The sequence below is a fragment of the Desulfomonile tiedjei genome (assembly GCA_016212925.1).
Lineage (GTDB): Bacteria > Desulfobacterota > Desulfomonilia > Desulfomonilales > Desulfomonilaceae > JACRDF01.
On record JACRDF010000015.1, the window covers coordinates 250,447 to 270,667 of the forward strand.

A 20,221-nucleotide genomic window follows, 5' to 3' on the forward strand; every position below is an offset into this window, starting at 1 on the left:
CGATTGCTCCTCATACCATTGATCAACGTTCAGATTTCGACTCGGTATTTAAAGCGGTGACCGAGAACCCGCCCGTATCGACCGCGGACCGCTTTTTCGCGTTCTCTACGTTCAAGACAGCCGCCTTCTTGCGCTCAACCTGTTGGATGAAGTTTTTAACGGAAGGCTCCATCGGCTTGAGAAAAGTGTTCGGATAAACCCCGATCCAGACGACGAAAACCAGCAGTGGCATGAGAACCAAGACTTCTCTGGGGCTCATGTCTTCGAGCACCCTGTTCTTGGGGTTGGTAATCACGCCAAACATCACCCTCTGGAACATCCACAGCATATAAACTGCGGCAAAGATTACACCGGAAGCGCTGATTATTGCGTACACGGGGTACACCTTAAACGCGCCCAGCAGTATCAGGAATTCACCGATAAAGCCGTTCAAGCCTGGAAGACCAACCGAGGAGAGCGTGAAGATCATGAAGAATACGGCAAACAGCGGCATCACCTTCGACAAGCCGCCGAATTCCGCGATCATTCGGGTGTGCCGTCTCTCGTAGATCATCCCGACGATTAGAAAGAGAGCCCCAGTGCTCAACCCATGATTGATCATCTGGATTATGCTCCCCTCCAGGCCCTGGACAGTCAATGCAAACATGCCCAGCATCACGAACCCGAGATGGCTCACACTCGAAAACGCAACCAGCCGCTTCACATCATCCTGGACCATGGCCACCCACGCGCCGTAGATGATGCCGATCACGGCCAGCAGACAAACCCACCAGGCCGCGTCCATAGCCGCGTTGGGAAACAACGGAATAGCGTAGCGTATGAAACCGTACGTCCCCATCTTCAGGAGCACGGCCGCCAGCACCACACTGCCCACAGTCGGGGCTTCGGTGTGAGCGTCGGGGAGCCATGTATGAAACGGGAACATGGGGACTTTGATTGCAAACGCTAGAAAGAAAGCCAGAAACATCCAGAATTGCGCCTGCAGGGGAAACGGGAACTCATAGAGCTTCAACAGATCGAAAGTGTAAACACCCGTGCCCTTCCCTGCTATGAAGTAAAGGGCCAAGATGGCGACAAGCATCAGTAGGCTGCCCACGATTGTGTACAGGACGAACTTTATGGCCGCGTACAGTTTCCTGGCCGGATTGCCCCATACGCCGATCAGCAGGTACATGGGGATGAGCATTATCTCCCAGAACACATAGAACAGGAACAGGTCAAGAGCCACGAACACGCCGATCATGCCCACCTGGAGGAACAGCAAGCACACCAGGAATTCCTTGACCCTGTGCTGAATGTCCTTCCAAGACGCCAGGATCGTCAGCGGCCCGAGCAGAGTTGTGAGCAACACGAGGAAAAGGCTTATCCCGTCAATACCCATTTTGTAGGAGATGCCCCAGTCCCTGACCCAGGGACGATTCTCAATTAACTGCATGGCCGCGCTCGTGGAATCGAAATGCGCATAGGCCACAAGGCTGACCACAAAGTCAACCAACATCGTAACCAGCGCGGCCCATCGAAGGGCCTCGTGGGACTGCCTGTTGATGAACAGCAGAATCACCACTCCTAGGAGAGGAATGAATGTGATCGCGCTAAGTAAAGGGAAGGAAACATTCTCCATGAACGGTATTCCTCCATGTCCTATCTAAGGACCAGATAACCGATTACCACCAGGACTCCTACCAGAATGGACAGAGCGTAGTCTTTGACAAGCCCGGACTCCAGCCGCCTCAATATGCTCCCAAAGCCTCTGGTGACCGTTGCCACTCCGTTGACGATTCCGTCGATCACGTGGTTGTCGAAGCCCTTCCAGAGGAATCGAGAGAATTTGACGATGGAGTTCACGAAGAGGAAGTCGTAAAGCTCGTCGATCCAATACTTGTTGTACACGAGGCTGTGCACCTCGGGGATTTTCTCTATCACACGGTCCGGCAATTCCGGATTGGTGAGGTACAATCGCTTGGCCAACTTGTACCCGAACACGGCTATACCTAAGGAGACTGCCATGAGGCCCACTTCCAGCCACACGCTCGGGTGTTCCGCGTGGTGGCCGTGATTAAGAATAGCCTGGGCCGGGGCGAACACCGGAGCCATGAAGTCTCCGAAGCGATTGGCCCCTTCCCAAATCGGAAGGCCCACAAAACCGCCCACCAATGACAGGCCGGCCAATATCACCAACGGCACGATCATGATCGGCGGGGATTCGTGAAGATGATGCGCGGCTTCGGGTTCCACTCTGGACTCGCCCCAAAAGGTCATGAACACCGATCGGAACATGTAGAAAGATGTCATGACAGCCGCGACCGCGCCCAGGATCCAGAAACCCATGTGCCTTTGAAGCGAAAAGAACAGTATCTCGTCCTTGCTGAAGAACCCTGCAAAGGGAAAGATCCCGGCAATTGCCAGGGTGCCGAAAAGATACGTCCCGTAGGTCCACCGCAGTTTCTTTCTGAGATTGCCCATTTTTCGCATGTCCAGCTCACCGGACATGGCGTGCATGACGCTCCCCGCCGCCATGAACAGCAGAGCCTTGAAAAACGCGTGGGTCATGAGGTGGAAGATACCTGAAGCGAAAGCTCCGACGCCGCAGGCCATAAACATGTACCCGAGCTGGCTGATGGTCGAATAAGCTAGCACCCTTTTTATGTCGAACTGGGTGATGCCGATTGTCGCTGCAAAAAGGGCCGTGGCACCGCCAATGACAGCCACCACCGTTAGCGAAATAGGAGCCATAGCAAACAAGATGCTGCAGCGCGACACCATGTAAACGCCAGCGGTGACCATGGTTGCAGCATGGATCAACGCGCTGACAGGCGTGGGACCTTCCATGGCGTCCGGGAGCCAGGTGAACAGCGGGATCTGAGCCGATTTTCCCGTAGCCCCCACGAAGAGGAGCAGAGTAATCGCGGTTACCAGAGCGCCACCCTGGGTCAACTTATCGGTCGCGGCCCCGAATACCTCAGTGTAATTCAAGGTGCCAAAGGTTACGAATATCAAGAACATGCCAATAAGAAAGCCAAAGTCACCGACCCGGTTGACGACGAAGGCTTTTTTGCCTGCGTCCGCGGCAGACTGCTTTTCGTAGTAGTACCCGATGAGCAGATAGGAGCAGAGTCCCACACCTTCCCAGCCCACGAACATCAGCAAGAAGTTGTTGGCAGAGACCAGGATAAGCATGTTGAAAACGAAGAGATTTAGATATGCGAAATAACGGCGAAATCCCAGCTCCCCATGCATGTATCCGATGGAGTACACGTGAATAATGCAACCCACACCGCTGACCACCAGCATCATGACCGTACTCAGCGGGTCCACGAGAAAGCCGAAGGAAATTTTCAGCTCGCCGGAAAGGATCCACCAGTATACATCCTTCTGCGCGGAGCGCGCGGCAGGGTCCATCCCCAGAAGTTGCAGCAAGATCGACACGGCCACTACGAAGGAGGCGCCCACGGACAACGCGCCTATCCACCCGATTACTTTCTCGGGGAAACTCCGCCCAAAGAGGCCGTTGATCAGGAACCCTATCAGCGGGAAAACGGGTATCAGCCATACCAGATCAATCATTCGAGGCTCCCAACACGATGTTAGATGAGGAAAAGCTCACGGATCGGCGCGGGCCCGAACCTCCTCACCATTTCATGAGGTCGATGTCATTTACGTCGACGGTGCCCTCTAGTCTGAAAATCGCCACAGCGATTGCCAGTCCCACTGCTACTTCTGCCGCGGCCACCACCATCACGAACAGAGCGAATATCTGCCCCTCTATGGAGCCCAGATATCGAGAGAAGGCTATAAAAGTGAGGTTCACGGCATTCAGCATCAGTTCCAGGGACATCAGGATCACGATGAGGTTTCGACGAAACATCACGCCCATGACCCCGACCGCGAAAAGAATCGCCGACAAAATTAGATAGTGCTGTAACGTAACCATATTTGCTTTTCCTAAAATCAGTAAAGAGCGGACAAGCCGCGCTCAGCATTTCTCCGTGTCTTCTCTACCTTCTTCGAGCAAGCACCACCGCGCCGATGATGGCCGCCAGGAGCAGCACCGAAGCGATTTCGAACGGCAGAAGATAAGTGGTGAACAACTCTTTCGCTATGACCTGTGTGTTCGACAGCACCGATGAATTCTGCTGCGTCAGAGTTCCGACCACATGGGGAACAAAGGCTTTGAAAACGGGAATCAGCAGGACCAGGAGCCCCAGTGCGAGCACCATGCCGCCCCACCACCGCACGGCCCTTGGGTCGTCCGGAAATGACAAGCTTTCCAGGTTCAAGAGCATGATGACGAACAGGAATAGCACCATGACCGCTCCCGCGTACACGATGAGCTGCACCATGGCCACGAACTCGGCCTGCAACAGAATGAAAAGCCCGGCAAGGCCGATCATCATCAGGATCATGAAGAGGACGTTGTGAATCGGTCTGCGCAAAAGTACGACACAAAAAGCGGAGACCACAGTGATAGCGGCTAAGACGTAAAAAATGAGAGCTTCCATTTACGTTCCAAAACCTCCGGCAATGAACGGATCAAGCCGGTCTTTGCGCCCGTTCAGACGGACTCGATGCGGTCTCCAGTCCGGCTACACATAAAGGGTCTTTGTTTGAATCTTTCGTTTCAGCTCGTTCCCTAACCAGGGAAATACCTACCTACCGCTCAAAGGGATCAGCCGGCCTTTTTTACGGGCTCATACCTGGCCACTGGTGGCTCCAGGAGCTGCTCCTTGTTCAAAATCAGGTCCTCTCGACTGTATTCCGACAGCTCGTAGGCTGTGCTCATCTCTATAGCTTCTTTGGGGCATACTTCCACGCAAAAGCCGCAGAAAATGCAGCGCCCGAGGTCCAGCTCATACTTTTCCGGGTATTTTCTGTTGTCCGGTTCAGCGGCAGCTTCTATGGATATACATTCCGCAGGGCACACCGTCGCGCACAGCATGCAAGCCACGCAGCGAATTTTACCCGACGCGTGCTTGGTCAGGACATGCCGCCCCCTCCACCTTGGAGCCACGTCCCATTTCTGCTCCGGATATTGGAGAGTAATTTTCTTGGAGAAGAAATACTGAAGAGTCAGTTTCAATCCCTGTAGCAATGGGAGAATCATCTTTAGACCTCGTAAAAAGTATCAGTCGCGGCGGCCTTGACTCGAAATCCCTTTTATTGCGTCAGCGTGTGTACTGCAACCACAGGGTATACAGAAACGCCGTCGCCATCACGTTGAACAGACCCGCTGGAAGCAGCACTTTCCAGCCGAAGCTCATGACCCTGTCGTAACGCAGCCGGGGATAGGTGCCCCGAATCCACACGAACAGGAACACGAAGAAAAATGTCTTGGCCATGAACCATACGATGGGGGGCAGTACCGGTCCCTGCCACCCGCCGAAATACAGAGTAGTCATCAGAGCGCTCAGGAAAAGCAGGTGCGCGTACTCGCCAAGATAAAACAGCCCGAACTTCATGGAACTGTACTCGGTCTGATAACCCGCTACCAGCTCGTTTTCGCACTCCATCAAATCAAAGGGCGTGCGTGCGATTTCTGCGCTACCCGCGATCAGAAACAGTAAAAATCCAAGCGGTTGACGGAAAACGTACCACTTCCAGACTGAATCCTGGGCCTCCACAATGCCTACCAGGCTCAACGTCCCGGCGAGCAAAAGCACACCCACCACAGACAGGCTCAGACCCAGCTCATAGCTGATCATCTGAGCGCCGGCCCTGACCGCGCCCAGGAGGGAGTATTTGCTGTTGGATGCCCAACCGCCCAGAACCACACCGTAAACACCTAGCGAGGAAACAGCAAATATATAGAGTATCCCGACGTTGATGTCCGCTACGACTCCTGTATTAAGATCGTACTTGGTTGCATCAGACCCCAGAATGCTCTCCAGGCCGAGTCCTTTGGCAAACGGAATCACGCCGAACGGGATCAGCGCACAGACAACCACGATCAGGGGGGCCGCAAGATAGATTATTCTATTGGCGCCGGAAACGGTTATCTCCTCTTTGAGCAGGAGTTTGGCGCCATCTGCCAAAGGCTGGAGAAGGCCCCATGGACCCACACGATTTGGGCCGAGTCTTACCTGAATCCACCCAAGGACCTTGCGTTCAATAAGTGTCAGGTACGCCACAAGAGTCAGCACAGCTCCAATGACCAACAGGACCTTGACGACTAACAGAATGATCGGTAACGCGAATTCCATTAACGCAACCTCTTGGGGTTATTAAGCCTTTTCAACCTGCACCTTCACCACCGGCTGTTCCCACCGGGTGAAATTATTCATTTTCAGATCGGGGAAATGGTACGGAACTATCACGGAACCTTCCAGGGCCCTGCGCGACTTTTTCACTTTCAGCTTAACGGACGCGCCGGATGCGGCCGTGATCTTAACAGTCTCGCCGCCGTTCAGTCCCAGTGCCTTAAGGTCCTTGTAGTTCATCTCCGCGACGCCTTCCGGACAGACTTCCATCATAGCCGGGCTCGACGCGGAGAGCGAACCCGAATGGAATTTCAGAATGCCGGGAATGAGGTACATGGGAAGCCCATCGTTAGCGCCTGCTTCTGCCGTGGACGCGGCGGGAAGGAGCCGAGCTTTACCGGATGGGAAGCCGCCCTCGTAGAGAAGCTTTTTCCCCGGGTCCTCCGCGTCGACGCAAGGCCATGGCAAGCCGCCATTAGAGAGCCTCTTGTATGAGATACCCGCGTACACAGGCACGAGTTCCGCTATTTCTTCCATAATTCGTTCAGGACCGGCAGCGGTTAAAGACGGGGTTCCCATGAGAGCGGCCAATGCAGTGAAGACTTCCAGGTCACTCTTGGACAAACCGGCCTTGGAAGAGGCCCTCAACCGCTGTACCAATCGGTCCGCGCTGGTATAAGTGCCGTTCTTTTCGGCAAATGAAGCCACCGGCAGAACCGCATGAGCCTTTTGAGCCGTCGACGTGAGGAACAGGTCTTGAACGACCAAGAATTCGAGATTGTCCAGAGCCTTTTCGACCTGGGGACGATTCGGATATGTATCCAGAGGGTTTTCGCCGACCACGTACAGGCCTCTAATGTCTCCGGTTTCGGCTTTTTCAAGGATCTGCCGCGCGTCAAGGCCTCTTTCCTGGGGGATGGGCGAGTTCCACGCTGCCTCGAACTTGCCCCGAGCCGCTTCGTCCGTAATACGGTGGAAACCGGGGAGAAGTTCCGGGGCAAGGCCCATGTCTACAGCACCCTGGAAGTTCGCCTTCTCTCCGAAAACATGCACGCCGCAGGATTCCTTGCCGACTCGGCCCGTCAGCAGCGCAAGGTTCACAGCGGCCTTAGCCGTCTCCACGCCATTCCCAAGGCGGTTCAGGCCTTGGGCGAGCACTATTGTAGCTTGAGGGGCCTCTGCATACATCTTTGCCGCTTGACGCACGAGTTCGGGGTCAACGCCAGTCAGTTTGGCCACTTTTTCTATTGTATAGTCGGCCAGTGACGCGGACAGCTCGTCCAGTCCTTCAGCCTTGAGGTCGAGAGCTGTCTTGTCGAAAAGCCCTTGATCTATGATCCACTTCAACATCGCGTTGGCGATTAGATGCTCGGACCCGGGGGGAATCAAAAGGTACAGACCGGGCCGATCGGTGAGTTTGGTCCTTACCGAGTCCACCACTATGACTTGCGCTCGATGACGCGATGTAGCGATTATGACTTCGTTCTTCGCGACAGGATGGGTCTCGGACAGATCTGCTCCGAGCAACAGTATGACGCCCGCGTTCCTGATCTCCCGGATGGAATTGGTGCCGGCAGGGTAGCCCAGAGCCGCTTCGAAGGCGTCAGTCAAGGGCCTGTACGCGTAACCGCCCGCATGATCCAAGTGGGGCGTTCCCAAAACGGTCCTCACGAAGCGGTTGAATATATAGGCCTCTTCGTTGGTGAGCCTTTCGGAACCCAACGCGGCCAAGCTCGTCGGTCCTGCAGCCTTCTTGATCTTGTCGAATCCCTGGGCCACAAAGCTTAGCGCCTCGTTCCATTCAACCTCTTGCAGAGCCCCGTCTTTTCGTATCAACGGCTTGCTCAGCCTGTTCTCGGAGTAAACATACGGCCAGCCGTAACGCCCTTTGACACAAAGGCTCCCTTCATTGGGGCTGTCCGGTGGTGAACTGACCCAGACGATCTTTTTGTCCTTTTCACCCAAGGTCAGAGTGCATCCGAGGCTGCAAAACGAGCATGTGGTGTCTGTCTTCTTAAGTTCAAATTCTCTACCCGTCCCCACCAGCCACTTGGAGCATATGGCTCCAACAGGACAGACCTGAGCGCATTGGCCGCAGAATTCGCAATTCAGCGGACGGCCGAAGTCCGTGGACACTTCACACTCCATCCCTCTGTGGATAAAGCTGAGTTCGTTTTCGCCTTGGACTTCGTCGCAGATTCTCACGCACATTCCGCACTTGATGCACAGGTTCATGTTGAACCGGATGAAGTGAGAATCGTTATCCACATGGAAGTACCTGGATTCCCTTGAGAAGGGCAACTCCGGCACCTCATATTCGTGCACAAGGTCTTGGAGCGCACATTTGCCCGCGGCATCGCAACTCGGGCAAAGAAGCGGATGGCTCCTGAGCAGAAGCTGGAGCTGGATGCGGCGCCCGGCGATCAGCTTGGGAGTATGGGTTGCCACTTCCATGCCGTCACGCGCGGGGTTGAAGCAGGCCGGCATGGTCCGCGTTCGCCCTCTGGCAGTGACTTCCACCATGCACAATCGACAGGACCCATAGGGAACCAGCCGCTTATCATTGCACAAAGTTGGAATGCGGACTCCCGCTTTTTGAGCGGCTTCCAGAATACTGGCTCCGCGTTCGACAGTAACTTCAACGCCGTCAATGGTCAGAGTAACCATAGAAACTTACTCACACAAAGGATTGAGAATGGACATCGGCGCCCCCTACCGGGTGGCAGGGGTCATCCGAGGTCGCCAGTTATCTGATAGCATCGAACTTGCAGTTCGTGATGCAGGTTCGGCACTTGGTGCACTTTTCCGTATCGATGCGAGCAACTTTTTTCTTTTCCCAAATAATCGCATCCGAGGGGCAGTTCCTGAAGCACATACCGCACATCTTGCACTTCTCTTCAATGACCACGAAATCTATAAGACTTGGGCACACCAGCGCGGGGCAATGCTTGTCCCGTATGTGTGCATCATACTCGTGTCGGAAGTGGTGTATGGTTGAAAGGACCGGATTTGCAGCGCTCTTGCCCAAACCGCAATGAGATGTGTTGTTGATGTGATGCCCCAACTCGAAGAGGAACTCCACATCGCCTTCCTCGCCTCTTCCCTCGACGATGTCGGTGAGCTTGTCGTACATGACCTTGAGGCCCTCACGGCATGGCACGCATTTTCCGCACGATTCCTCCACGCAGAAATCGATGAAGAACCGCGCAGTATCCACCATGCAGGTGAGGTTGTCCATGATCACGACACCACCGGACCCCATCATGGCGCCGGCGCTCTGAAGGGATTCGTAGTCTATTTCCACGCCTTCGCTTCCGGAAGGGATACAGCCGCCGGATGGACCGCCGATCTGCGCGGCCTTGAATTTGCGCTTTTTGGGAATTCCTCCGCCTATATCGAAAATGAGGGTCTTCAATGTAGTCCCCATCGGAACTTCAACGAGTCCCACATTGTTGACCGCTCCGGTCAAAGCGAAAACCTTCGTGCCCTTGCTGCCCTCCGTACCTATCGAGGCGTACCAGTCCGCTCCGTTGAGAATAATCGGATTGAGGTTGGCAAAGGTCTCGACGTTGTTAAGGTTGGTGGGCTGATTCCAAAGGCCTGCTTCAGCGCTCCGGGGCGGCTTGATTCGAGGCATGCCTCGTTTGCCTTCGATGGAAAACATCAGGGCTGTGGATTCCCCGCAAACAAATGCGCCTGCACCGGGGTAGATCCCGATATCAAAATTGAATCCTTTGCCCAGTATGTCTTTTCCAAGAAGCCCGTAATCGCGAGCATCCTCGATGGCCTTCTGGAGCCGCTGAATTGCAAGGGGATATTCAGCTCGCACATAGATATAACCTTGTTCCGCGCCTATAGCGTATCCGGAAATGGCCATCCCTTCCAGAACCGAGTGAGGGTCCCCCTCCATGACCGACCGGTCCATGAACGCGCCGGGGTCTCCTTCGTCTCCGTTGCAGATGGTAAACTTGGGGAAGCTCTCGTACCTGCGGCACTCCTCCCACTTCAAGCCTGTTGGGAAGCCGCCGCCGCCTCGTCCCCTGAGTCCGGATTTCTTGATTTCTTCGATAACATCTTCCGGAGTCATCTCCGTCAGAACTTTGCCCAGGGCCGCGTAACCGTCCCGGGCGATGTACTCGTCAATGTTTTCCGCGTCGATAAGGCCGCGGTTGCGCAGCACTATGAGCCTCTGAAGGCTGAAGAAGCCTATGTCTCTCATCAAGGGGACGCGGTCTTTTGCCGCCTCTTCCTTGAAGAGGAGCTTTTCGACGACTCTCCCCTTGAGCACGTGTTCTTCCACTATCAATGGCGCGTGTTCGGGCTTGACCTGGTTGTAAAACACTCCGTCAGGGTAGACCACCACGAGCGGGCCCATGGCGCAGAAGCCGTTGCATCCGGTCATGATGATTTGGACTTCATCCTGCAAGTTCCTTTTGGCCAACTCCTTTAGTAGTGCTTCTTTCACTTCTATGGAGCCGCTGGCCATACATCCTGTGCCTGCGCACATCATGAACTGCATTCTGGAAACGGGGCTGGCACTCATCTACTATTCTCCAACGGGCCCTCCAAAGGCTACTGGAACCCGGAGTAATCTCCTCTCGGGTAGAGTTTATGTGGCTTGTGTTTCGCTTCCTTTGGCCAGAGCGTAATCCTCGACAGGATTTCCTCCCACAACGTGTTCCTCGAATATGCGGAGAGCTTTTTCCTTATCCACAAGGATATACTTGACCGGGGCCTGATCCACTACTTCGACGGTGATCATCGGCTCTTTCGCACACAATCCGGCACAACCGGAGTTCGTCAGCATGACGTCCATCATGTCACGCTTAGCCAGAAGATCGCGAAAGGTGGTCATGACATCCCGCGCTCCCGCGGCAATCCCGCAGGTTCCCATGTGCACCGTGATTTTCGCCCGAAAATCACCTTCTCTGAGGACCATTCTTGAGCGCTCTCGCTCCTTGATCCTCTTGAGGTCTTCAATCGAAATCTTTGCCAAGATGCTTCCTCCTGCAGGATACGTTCCTCTAGACTGGAGAGTGTCCCGCTTTCTCGGCCGCCATGCAGGCTTCACAACGGGATTGAAATCTCGTCCTGCCTCTTTTCGACCTATTGATATCCTTCAAGGATTTTCACTGTGTCCGGTGGGTGGATATTTCCGTGCGTGTCCTCACCTATAAGCATGACCGGAGCCAGACCGCAAGCGCCCAGACATCTTACGGCTTCCAGCGTGAATCGGCCGTCTTCCGAGGTTTCTCCCACGTTGATCCCAACCTCCCTGACGATGTTTTCAAGCATCTCCTTGGAGCCCTTGACGTAACAGGCGGTGCCAAGACACAGTCTGATGGTGTGCCTGCCGCGCGGGGTTATCGTAAAGAACGAATAGAACGTTACCACCCCGTAAATGTGAGAAGCCGGAATATGCATACCTTCGGCCAGCGCCCGCTGAACCTCCATAGGGAGGTATCCGTAAAGGTCCTGGGCTTCCTTGAGCGCGGGGATCAAATAACCGGCTCGCCCGCCATATTTGTCAACGATTCCATCTAGTTTGGCAAGCTCTTCGGGAGGAATGACCTCCACGGAAGATTCAACCTTCTTCTTCAGTATCGCGTCCCGCTCTTTCACTTTATCTTCGCTCCGTGAGTAATTTCAGCTTTGTCATGACGCCTCTACTTCTTGCAGGCCCGAAGCAAGGTTTTCTCGGATGAGGCGTATCACCTCCGGACTGTTCAGTGGAACCTCTTCCAACTCCGATCGAATTTCTCTAGTATCCAGCGAATACTCTTTTCCGTCTTTCCGGTGCCTGAAAAAGAAATCAACGTCCGGATTCCCTTCGATCAGGGTCACCATCGTCTCGGCCAGATTGCCCAGGGGCTTTCGGTCTATGTGGCCGTGGCTCATTATGACCCTCACCTTCGTTCCCACACCAAGTGCGGAGTCTATGGTAAGGTCGCCACCTGCCTCCCTTGCCGCCTGCCGAAACAACGAGAGGCCCAAGCCTACTTTACGAGTCGTTCGCGTGGTAACGAACGGGTCCAACGCTCTCTCAAGCAAGCCCGGATCCATTCCGCGACCATTGTCCTCGATTTCTATCGTAAGCTCGTCTGCGCTCCGCTTCTCCTCGACCGTAATCCTGATCGAGTCGGCGCCTGCGATTATTCCGTTTTCGGCGACATCCAGAATGTGCAGTGAAAGATCCTGCATGTCGTGTTCGCCATCGGCCCGGACGGTCCCTCAAAGCCTACTCGCGTCGAGCCATCCTTCCAAGTTCCGAGATCGCTCTGCCCTCCACTCCGGCCAGGGCCTTCCTAAGCTCTTCAAAGGACGGTTGAACCATCCTGGCGATCGTGAATGCCTTGCCGATATCCTCCAGGTAGTGGGCATCCGACGACGTTATCAGCGGGTAGCCCGTGCACTGGCGATACTTCTTCAGGGTCGTATCGGAATCGGTCCTACTTGAAATCTCCAAGGCATCGAGCTTTAAACCATCGGGAATAAATCCCAGTTGACTAAAGATCCCGTAAGACTGCCTGTCCACGTGTGATGCCACGGCCAGTCCGTTGCGGTCGTGGATGAGTCTCACAACTCTTTCTGCGCTCAAGGTAGTCGCGCTTATGAGAAGCCTCTGGTCCAAATCTTCGACTTCGTCGTCTTCGTTGACCACTGCCTGGCAGCCAAATACATCTTCGTCGTTTTCTCCGAACAGATGCGCATAAACTTCTTCCTGGGCGGTTGCGGCTTCCTCATCGGACGGGAAGAGCCCCACAAAATGGACTTCTTCCGATGAGGCAATCTCCATTCCTGCCAGCACCACCAATCCGCTGCCTGCCGCCGCACGTCTGGTGGCGGCCGTGTTTCTTGCGGAGTTGTGATCGCAAACCGCGATCATGTCCAGTCCCCGTTCCAGGGCTACCTTCACAATCGCCCTGGGAGTCATGTCCGCTATCTCGGTACACGGGGACAGGACCGTGTGAATGTGCAGGTCAATTCTGTAAGTCTTGAGGTTGACCCCTTGGCCTCTTTTCTGTTTCTTGAGCGGCACCATGGGCCCGCCCCGGATTCTATTTATTCTCTTCTGCGGACGCCCTTCTCGTAGAGCCTACCGGCCAACTCGTAGGCAGGCCAAGAACTCACCATAATCGGAACTCCCTGCTCTTCGGCTTTCTTCAACGTGTCGGGGTCCGGCTCCCGTCCTCCTACGATAACTATTCCGGCCAAGTTGTTGAGGAAAGCCACGGCCACAATATTCTGGTGGAGCTGCAAGGTGAGCCAGACGTCTCCCTCTTTGGCATTGGCAATCACGTCACTGAGCAGATCGCTCACGTAACCGCCTTCGACGGTGCGATCCATCTCGGCGCCAGCCGTACGAACATCCAGTTTCAGCTCTTCCACCAGTTCACCGAGCTTCATGCAGGCTCCTGGATTTGTCTCACCTGTCAACCTCCGCCAGCACGATGTCAATGCTGGAGAGTATGGCTATAAGATCGGCAAAGAAAAACCCTTTGGCCATCCTGGCTAAAGTCTCAAGATTCACGAATGCAGGGGCACGCCATTTCAACCGATAAGGCTTCGCACCGCCATCGCTGACTATATAGCAACCCATCTCTCCGCGAGGCGATTCAATGACCTGGTAGTACTCGCCTGCCGGTGGTTTGACCCCTTCAACCACAAGCATGAAGTGATGGATCAGTGATTCCATTTTGGTGTAGATCTCTTCCTGCGGCGGAAATATCACACCAGGCTGTGAGGCTCTGATGGGACCTTCCGGTAGCTTGTCGACGGCTTGCTTCAGGATGCGGTTGCTTTGCCTCATTTCAGCGACGCGGACCAGGTACCGTGAATAGATATCGCACCCGGTCTCCACCGGCACGTCGAACTGATACTGCTCGTAACCGCTGTAAGGTTCGCTCTTGCGGATGTCCCAGGCCAGTCCCGACCCCCGGACCATCGGGCCGCTGGCCCCCAGAGCGATCGCATCTTCAAGCGGCAGAATACCGATACCTTTGGTGCGGTCCATGTATATGGCGTTCTTGGTAAGAAGGGTCTCGTATTCGTCCACGCGGCGATCAAAGTGCCCCGTGAAGGCCCGGACCCTTTCCACGAATCCTTCTTCCAGGTCCCTGATCAGTCCCCCTATTCGCAAATAGTTGGGCATCAATCGTCCGCCGGCTGTAAGCTCAAAGAGATTCATAATTTCTTCTCGTTCTCTGAGCATGTAAAACAGCGGCGTCATTGCCCCCACGTCGTGCCCGTGAGTCCCGAGCCAGAACAGGTGGCTGAAGATCCTGGAAAGCTCGGCCATTATGACCCGAATAACCTGAGCCCGTTCCGGGACTTCAACGTCCAGCATCTTCTCGACGGTCAGGCAGTAGCACAGCGAATTACTCGAAGCCCCCATGTAGTCGCAGCGTTCCGCCAGGGGGATCACGTTGTGATAGGTCTTGTTTTCACAAGTCTTTTCGTAACCTCTGTGCAAGTAGCCGAGATGGGGAACGATGTCCACCACCATCTCACCGTCGAGCTGGACCACAGCCCTGAAAACTCCGTGAGTGCTCGGATGATGAGGGCCTAGGTTGAGTTCGATGGTCTCACTTCTGGAAGAGTCTTTTAGGCTCACTTGTTCTGGCATGAGCTATATTCCTTGCGACCCTGCCTTATGAGGCAGGTCCGGGGTATCTTCATCCGTCCCGTACAGGGAGAAATCCTTCCTGAGCGGATGACAGGTCCACTCTTCAGGGAGCAGCAACTTTCTCGGATCGGGGTGGTTCCGAAAGGTGATGCCGAACATCTCGGCCGTTTCCCTTTCGTGCCAGTCGGCTGTGGGCCAGATGCTGAAGACCGAGTCGATAATTGCCGACCCGGGCTCGGATTCCTCTACCAACGCCTTTATTCTGAAACGGTGTCTGCGTGTCAGAGAAGAAAGCTGATAAACCATCTCAAATCGGGGGGTCTTGGGGTATCTGTCCACGCCGGCCACAAAAGATAGGAAGTTGAAAGCGAGTTCCGGATCTTCTTTGAGGAACGTGCAGACTTCCAAGATTTTTTCCTTGGCAACGGTAACCGTGATCTGATCTAGGAATGTGACCGCTGTCTGAACCACATCCAGACCGAACTTGTCCAAGAGCTTCTCGGCAATCTGTTCCTGGTTCATCGGCCGGCCACCTTGATGTTGGTCACGCGTGGGTTGTGGATAGATTGCTCTTTCATGACCTTCGCATGCAGTTGGAGGATTCCATCGAGAAGCGCTTCGGGCCGAGGAGGGCATCCCGGTATGTACACATCCACAGGCAGCCACCGGTCGATTCCTTGAACCACAGCGTAGTTCTTGTAAATTCCGCCCGTGCACGCACACGCGCCCATCGCTATGACCCAGCGCGGCTCGGCCATTTGTTCGTAAATCCTGAGGATGGCCGGAAGCATCTTCTTAGAGGCCGTGCCGGAAACTATCATCAGATCGGCGTGTCGTGGGGAAGGCCGAGCGACTTCCATCCCGAAACGGGACAGGTCGTACCGGCTGACAAAGGTGGCTATCATTTCCAAGGCACAACAGGCTAAACCAAAGCCCAAAGGCCACATGGAAGACTTGCGCGCCCAGTTTACGAACCATTCCAGATTGGTGACGTGAACAGTATCGTTTAAGTGTCGTTCTATTCCCATTCCAAAGCACCTTTTTTCCAGACGTAGACCAGGCCTACGAGCAGGACCAGCACGAAGACGAACATCTCTATGAATCCAAAGACCATGAGCTTGTCATAGATGGTAGCCCACGGAAAAAGGAATATAAGTTCGATGTCGAACACTATGAAAAGCATTCCCATGATGAAGAACCGTACTGAGAAGCGCCGGCGCGCTCCGCCGATGGGGTCCATGCCGCACTCGTACGGCATAAGCTTGATCGGCGTCGGGTTTCTCCGGGAAAGCAAAGTGGAGAGAACGACTATGGCCAAACCGATGAACGCAGAGACCAGAAGAATCACCAGGACGGGAAGGTAGCTGTTAATCATCCTTCTTCTCCGACCGTGACCTATCCTCCGCCATGCGGAGGCTTAAATGGATGTGTTTTTTATAAACGGCGGTTGATGCGAGGGGGCATGAGATCGGAGGCCACAAGCCTTATTTATGATCTATGCATATACGACATTCCTGATATATGCCGTTATCGTATTGAGCCCGTCAAGATTTTTTCCCGCCAGGTCCCCCAACAACACCGGACGTATTTTCTCCAAAAATGAAAACAATGTCAAGTCTCGTTCCCGCGCCGGGCTCGGAAAGCATTTTCATCACATCCGAGCACCGTTTAATGTTGGCCAGCCCCATGCCTGCGCCAAAGCCCATGTCGCGAATCCATTGCGGCGCGGTGGAAAATCCGGGCTGAAGCACTTGCTGAAGGTCTTTTATACCCGGGCCATGGTCTATGGCGGAAATTGAAAGCCGATCCGGCCGGATATCCACATTTATTTCGCCCCCCACGTCCGTATGGATCACAAGGTTCATCTCCGCCTCATAAACAGCTACCGCGACCCTGCGCACTATGGGCGGCGGAATCTGCAGGCGCTGCAGAGATTTCTTTATCATGCTGGACGCTTTTCCCGCGTTGGAGAAGTCTTTTTCATCCACAATGAAGCGCAACACAACACTCGTGTCATCGGACAGGATGTCCTGGAATATGTGGCTTGCGCGATAGGTCTGGATCCTTTCCGTCTCCTTTTTCTGGAAACTTATATCCATCTCCCGAAGCAACGCCCTGATCAGTGTTCCATTAGTAAGAATGCCGACTAACTTGCCATCCCTGTCCACCACCGGCAGTCGAGCGAAGCCTTCCCTTCCGAGATTATTCACGACCTCAACAACCGACGCGTCTTTGAAAGCGGTCATAACCTCTCGGACCATATGATCCGTGACCGGTGAATCGAGCTTCCCGCACTCCATGGCCTGGATCACATCGGCCATGGTGACGATACCCACTATTCGATCTCCCTCTACCACCGGCGCTCCCGAAATCCTCTTGTTCTTCATCAATGTCTTGACTTCGGCCATTGTCATGGAAGGGGAGAGCACCACCACATTAGTGGCCATTACCGTTTCCACTCTGGTGGTGTAGATCAGCTCTTGGACGTATGTTATTTCGTGGGATGTCATGCTACCAGGAATCGTTTTCGATCTTCACCGGGCCGCGGCCGGGCAGACCCGCCGCATAGAGCCGGCCGCAGGCCTCGTACATGGTGTACCCCGTGCTAACAAGGGTCACTCCGGAATCCCGCGCCATCTCGATGGTTTCATGAGGGGGTTTCTTGTCTCGGACAAAGACTATGACGTTTACCCCTGCCATGTCCGCGGTTCGCACTACTTGTGGGTTAGTCAGTCCTGTCATGAGGACCATACGATCGGTGCCGAAGGCGAGAACATCGCTCATGAGATCTGCCGCGCCGCCCCTGGGAACCTCTTCGTCCAATGAATGATTTTCCACGAGGATTCTTCCCGATAATATCTCAACGAGGTCCCCGATAGTCATTTATTCTCCACACGCGGCAGGTAATCCGGAACGCATATTTGACCAGTACCGGCGCATATTGTCAAGCATCTGCGCGGGATTGCGGCTGATACCGATCAGCAAAAACAATACCCGATCAACCTTGACTGTCCGGCATTCGAACTCGAATCGGCATCGCCTCCACTGAGAATGAACTATAGTCGCTCTCGAAAGTAAACACGGATTAATTTGCGGTTGTCCCGCAGGCGCGGGGCGACCTCACTCGGGAAGGCCTTTTGAGAAAGATTATAGTAGTCCCTTCTGTCAAGCGATGCCTTCTGTATTGGGTGCCACGGACCTGGGCCTCACCAGGTTCGTGCTTCCCGCCAATTCTATCGCCACGACAACTTGGAAGATCCCCAGCTTTGACGTGCCATCGGCTCGCTTTTCAGTTTGGTGTTCAGTGCTGGGGACGACCTTGCTGTTTTCCAAGAAAGCCGGCACGGACCTGACGGAGCCTAGGTCCGTGGCACCCGACAGGTAATCCGTGAAAACTTTCTAAAACTGCTATAATATCACGACACTCCATTGCGACCGGTGTATGATAGTCAAGAGGCGCCTTGAATGAAGCCGGATTACTCACGCGACAGGCCCAATCCCAACCTCCGGGCCTTTGTGCAGTCTCATTTGGCCGAACGACCATCCGACGCGCAGGGGGCCGACTACTGCGTCCAAGAATTTGCCGTCCCCATTGAAACAACGAAGAACTCACCCGTCTACCACATGCATCCGTATCATTTGGGCAAGAAGCCGCACGATGCGGTACAGGCCTATGTCGAGCATTACACTCACGAAAGCGATCTGGTCCTGGACCCTTTCTGTGGGTCCGGTACCACAGCTCTGGCCGCTCTCATGCGAGGGAGGAAGGCCGTAGCGATTGACATTTCGCCTGCTGCGACGTTTATCAGTCGCTTTTATGTTTCCAAATGCGATGCTGATGAACTAGCGCGCAAATTTGAAGACATGTGCGCAAGGGTGTCCGCGGACATCGAATTCTTGTACGGGACGGTCTGTCACCGCTGTGGAGGGCCGGGCCTTATCCACCATGTGATCTATTCCAATATATATGAATGCTCGCGATGCGGCCGCAGGGTCTCCCTGTATGAGGCGTCTTTGCAGCGGCCCCCGTGCTGCCCGGCGTGTCTTTCGGAGCACCGGGTCATCAGCCCTATTTCTACGAGGCTCAGCATCGTAGGGTATGAGCCGGTAGGAGTTGCGTTTTCCTGCATGGCTTCGTGTAAACCAAAGAGGGCGACCCGCTCGCTCGTAGGGGCGGAAGAGGATCGCAAGGCGTTTCTCCGGATAGACGTTCCTCGCATTCAAGAAATAGAAAAAACTTCGATTCCTTACCCGTACCCGGAAAACTTCATGATGAACGTCCCGGATCCCACCGGACCTTGGGGCGACGAATGGCGCCCAAGTCGCGATTTTCGGAAGGTCTCGGACCTGTTCAGTTACCGAAATCTGTGGGCCCTGGCAGCGCTCATGCAAGCTGCGGGAAATGATGAGGACTTGAGGGCCGTGATCACTTCCGGAATGCTGGCAGCAAGCCGCAAAGCTCAGCACCTTAGCGGAGGTGGCGGCTACATTCCAGGGAATTGGGCCTTGCCTCCGATGTCCAAGCACAGGAACGTGCTGCACAGCCTTCGCAAAATCTTTGCAAGAATGCTCGTGTCCAAGCGAACCATCAGCGAAACGATCCGATCACAGGAAGTATGTATTTCGACCCAGTCCGCGACCAGCATGCAGGAGGTCCCCTCCTGTTCGGTGGATTACATTTTTACCGATCCACCTTATGGCGGTTCGATTCAGTACGGCGAGCTGAACTTCATGTGGGAGGCTTGGCTGGGACTCAGCACGGCATGGCACGATCAAGAAATCATAGTGAATCGAACTCGCGGTCTGACGGCCGACTATTGGGCTAATATGATGAAAGCGACCATGCGGGAATGTTACCGGGTTCTCAGACCCGCGCGGTGGCTGTCTCTTTGCTACCACGATTCATCCGGGGGCACATGGCCACTGGTGCAGGCCGTTATGGCCGAAGCCGGATTCGAGATAGGGAGCGCCGACCTGCCGCTGTCGATCGACACGGGGAGCAATACGTACAACCAAAGAGTGAATGACAAGCCGGTACAACGCGACCTGATCGTAAACTTCCGTAAGCCGAAGGTTGGCGAGAGTGCTCGGCCTCGTCCGGGGCCAGGAAAACCGATGGCGGGGTTTCACGAGCAAGCCCTAACCATAATTCGCGATTATCTCGCGGCTAATCCCGGCTCGACCAAAGACAGGATATACGATCATTTCATAAACGCCTTGATCCGGGCCGGGAAACTGGAAGAGCACAACTTCGGGAAACTGCTCCTTCAGGTAGCTTATTCCAGAGGCAAAACCAGGACCACCTGGTTCTTGCGCAACGGGCCGCCCTGAAATTCAGATGGCCATTCTGGACGCGCATTGCAGCCACTTTCCTCCACCGCTTCGTTAAACAATCCTGCTT

The 20,221-nt window shown here is 54.5% G+C and carries 20 protein-coding genes; 1 reads left to right on the top strand and 19 read right to left on the bottom strand.

Annotated elements, in window-relative coordinates:
• Positions 1-22: 22 nt before the first annotated feature.
• The 19 genes from HY913_08525 to HY913_08615 form a co-directional block, all read right to left on the bottom strand.
• Positions 23-1,621 carry an NADH-quinone oxidoreductase subunit M gene (locus HY913_08525; GenBank protein ID MBI4963308.1) on the bottom strand — a complete coding sequence of 533 codons (1,599 nt, stop codon included), beginning with the start codon at positions 1,619-1,621 and terminating at the stop codon, positions 23-25.
• 20 nt (positions 1,622-1,641) lie between these two features.
• A complete protein-coding gene (gene nuoL / locus HY913_08530; protein MBI4963309.1) occupies positions 1,642-3,564 on the bottom strand; it encodes an NADH-quinone oxidoreductase subunit L in 1,923 nt (640 codons plus the stop codon).
• Between the two features lie 64 nt (positions 3,565-3,628).
• Positions 3,629-3,931, bottom strand: a complete 303-nt coding sequence (gene nuoK, locus HY913_08535) for an NADH-quinone oxidoreductase subunit NuoK (protein ID MBI4963310.1) — start codon at positions 3,929-3,931, stop codon at positions 3,629-3,631.
• Positions 3,932-3,995: 64 nt separating this feature from the next.
• On the bottom strand, positions 3,996-4,499 hold the full coding sequence (locus HY913_08540; protein ID MBI4963311.1) for an NADH-quinone oxidoreductase subunit J: 504 nt from the start codon (positions 4,497-4,499) through the stop codon (positions 3,996-3,998).
• Positions 4,500-4,666: 167 nt separating this feature from the next.
• Positions 4,667-5,101 (bottom strand): NADH-quinone oxidoreductase subunit NuoI, encoded by a 435-nt coding sequence (gene nuoI, locus HY913_08545; protein ID MBI4963312.1) that lies wholly within the window; start codon positions 5,099-5,101, stop codon positions 4,667-4,669.
• 61 nt (positions 5,102-5,162) lie between these two features.
• Positions 5,163-6,197, bottom strand: a complete 1,035-nt coding sequence (gene nuoH / locus HY913_08550) for an NADH-quinone oxidoreductase subunit NuoH (protein MBI4963313.1) — start codon at positions 6,195-6,197, stop codon at positions 5,163-5,165.
• Between the two features lie 21 nt (positions 6,198-6,218).
• Positions 6,219-8,861, bottom strand: coding sequence for a molybdopterin-dependent oxidoreductase (locus HY913_08555; GenBank protein MBI4963314.1), 2,643 nt, complete (start codon positions 8,859-8,861; stop codon positions 6,219-6,221).
• A gap of 79 nt (positions 8,862-8,940) precedes the next feature.
• The gene (locus HY913_08560; GenBank protein MBI4963315.1) at positions 8,941-10,737 is read right to left on the bottom strand and encodes an NADH-quinone oxidoreductase subunit NuoF; all 1,797 of its coding nucleotides are present in this window, start codon (positions 10,735-10,737) and stop codon (positions 8,941-8,943) included.
• 66 nt (positions 10,738-10,803) lie between these two features.
• On the bottom strand, positions 10,804-11,190 hold the full coding sequence (locus tag HY913_08565; GenBank protein ID MBI4963316.1) for a (2Fe-2S) ferredoxin domain-containing protein: 387 nt from the start codon (positions 11,188-11,190) through the stop codon (positions 10,804-10,806).
• A gap of 110 nt (positions 11,191-11,300) precedes the next feature.
• Positions 11,301-11,816, bottom strand: a complete 516-nt coding sequence (nuoE, locus tag HY913_08570; GenBank protein MBI4963317.1) for an NADH-quinone oxidoreductase subunit NuoE — start codon at positions 11,814-11,816, stop codon at positions 11,301-11,303.
• Positions 11,817-11,849: 33 nt separating this feature from the next.
• Positions 11,850-12,395 carry an ATP-binding protein gene (locus tag HY913_08575; protein MBI4963318.1) on the bottom strand — a complete coding sequence of 182 codons (546 nt, stop codon included), beginning with the start codon at positions 12,393-12,395 and terminating at the stop codon, positions 11,850-11,852.
• A gap of 37 nt (positions 12,396-12,432) precedes the next feature.
• Entirely contained in the window at positions 12,433-13,236 is an 804-nt protein-coding gene (locus HY913_08580; protein MBI4963319.1) for a PHP domain-containing protein, read from the bottom strand.
• A gap of 20 nt (positions 13,237-13,256) precedes the next feature.
• Positions 13,257-13,601, bottom strand: coding sequence for a serine kinase (locus HY913_08585; GenBank protein MBI4963320.1), 345 nt, complete (start codon positions 13,599-13,601; stop codon positions 13,257-13,259).
• 19 nt (positions 13,602-13,620) lie between these two features.
• Positions 13,621-14,820 carry an NADH dehydrogenase (quinone) subunit D gene (nuoD, locus tag HY913_08590; GenBank protein ID MBI4963321.1) on the bottom strand — a complete coding sequence of 400 codons (1,200 nt, stop codon included), beginning with the start codon at positions 14,818-14,820 and terminating at the stop codon, positions 13,621-13,623.
• Between the two features lie 3 nt (positions 14,821-14,823).
• Complete coding sequence (locus HY913_08595) at positions 14,824-15,342, bottom strand: NADH-quinone oxidoreductase subunit C (GenBank protein MBI4963322.1); 519 nt, start codon at positions 15,340-15,342, stop codon at positions 14,824-14,826.
• A complete protein-coding gene (locus HY913_08600) occupies positions 15,339-15,848 on the bottom strand; it encodes an NADH-quinone oxidoreductase subunit B (GenBank protein MBI4963323.1) in 510 nt (169 codons plus the stop codon). The genes HY913_08595 and HY913_08600 overlap by 4 nt, the downstream gene beginning before the upstream one ends.
• Positions 15,839-16,195: an NADH-quinone oxidoreductase subunit A gene (ndhC, locus tag HY913_08605; GenBank protein ID MBI4963324.1), complete on the bottom strand. Its 357-nt coding sequence runs from the start codon at positions 16,193-16,195 to the stop codon at positions 15,839-15,841. The genes HY913_08600 and ndhC overlap by 10 nt, the downstream gene beginning before the upstream one ends.
• 169 nt (positions 16,196-16,364) lie before the next feature.
• Positions 16,365-17,330, bottom strand: coding sequence for a CBS domain-containing protein (locus tag HY913_08610; protein MBI4963325.1), 966 nt, complete (start codon positions 17,328-17,330; stop codon positions 16,365-16,367).
• Between the two features lies 1 nt (position 17,331).
• Entirely contained in the window at positions 17,332-17,703 is a 372-nt protein-coding gene (locus tag HY913_08615; GenBank protein MBI4963326.1) for a hypothetical protein, read from the bottom strand.
• Positions 17,704-18,285: 582 nt separating this feature from the next.
• On the opposite strand from HY913_08615, the gene HY913_08620 reads away from it, so the two are divergent.
• Entirely contained in the window at positions 18,286-20,151 is a 1,866-nt protein-coding gene (locus tag HY913_08620) for a hypothetical protein (protein ID MBI4963327.1), read from the top strand.
• Positions 20,152-20,221 lie beyond the last annotated feature (70 nt).

Excerpts from the sequence above, each read along its gene's own strand:
- HY913_08525 (MBI4963308.1), bottom strand. The coding sequence starts at position 1,621 with ATGGAGAATGTTTCCTTCCCTTTACTTAGCGCGATCACATTCATTCCT.
- nuoL (MBI4963309.1), bottom strand. The coding sequence starts at position 3,564 with ATGATTGATCTGGTATGGCTGATACCCGTTTTCCCGCTGATAGGGTTC.
- nuoK (MBI4963310.1), bottom strand. The coding sequence starts at position 3,931 with ATGGTTACGTTACAGCACTATCTAATTTTGTCGGCGATTCTTTTCGCG.
- HY913_08540 (MBI4963311.1), bottom strand. The coding sequence starts at position 4,499 with ATGGAAGCTCTCATTTTTTACGTCTTAGCCGCTATCACTGTGGTCTCC.
- nuoI (MBI4963312.1), bottom strand. The coding sequence starts at position 5,101 with ATGATTCTCCCATTGCTACAGGGATTGAAACTGACTCTTCAGTATTTC.
- nuoH (MBI4963313.1), bottom strand. The coding sequence starts at position 6,197 with ATGGAATTCGCGTTACCGATCATTCTGTTAGTCGTCAAGGTCCTGTTG.
- HY913_08555 (MBI4963314.1), bottom strand. The coding sequence starts at position 8,861 with ATGGTTACTCTGACCATTGACGGCGTTGAAGTTACTGTCGAACGCGGA.
- HY913_08560 (MBI4963315.1), bottom strand. The coding sequence starts at position 10,737 with ATGAGTGCCAGCCCCGTTTCCAGAATGCAGTTCATGATGTGCGCAGGC.
- HY913_08575 (MBI4963318.1), bottom strand. The coding sequence starts at position 12,395 with ATGCAGGATCTTTCACTGCACATTCTGGATGTCGCCGAAAACGGAATA.
- HY913_08580 (MBI4963319.1), bottom strand. The coding sequence starts at position 13,236 with ATGGTGCCGCTCAAGAAACAGAAAAGAGGCCAAGGGGTCAACCTCAAG.
- HY913_08585 (MBI4963320.1), bottom strand. The coding sequence starts at position 13,601 with ATGAAGCTCGGTGAACTGGTGGAAGAGCTGAAACTGGATGTTCGTACG.
- nuoD (MBI4963321.1), bottom strand. The coding sequence starts at position 14,820 with ATGCCAGAACAAGTGAGCCTAAAAGACTCTTCCAGAAGTGAGACCATC.
- HY913_08595 (MBI4963322.1), bottom strand. The coding sequence starts at position 15,342 with ATGAACCAGGAACAGATTGCCGAGAAGCTCTTGGACAAGTTCGGTCTG.
- HY913_08600 (MBI4963323.1), bottom strand. The coding sequence starts at position 15,848 with ATGGGAATAGAACGACACTTAAACGATACTGTTCACGTCACCAATCTG.
- ndhC (MBI4963324.1), bottom strand. The coding sequence starts at position 16,195 with ATGATTAACAGCTACCTTCCCGTCCTGGTGATTCTTCTGGTCTCTGCG.
- HY913_08610 (MBI4963325.1), bottom strand. The coding sequence starts at position 17,330 with ATGACATCCCACGAAATAACATACGTCCAAGAGCTGATCTACACCACC.
- HY913_08615 (MBI4963326.1), bottom strand. The coding sequence starts at position 17,703 with ATGACTATCGGGGACCTCGTTGAGATATTATCGGGAAGAATCCTCGTG.
- HY913_08620 (MBI4963327.1), top strand. The coding sequence starts at position 18,286 with ATGAAGCCGGATTACTCACGCGACAGGCCCAATCCCAACCTCCGGGCC.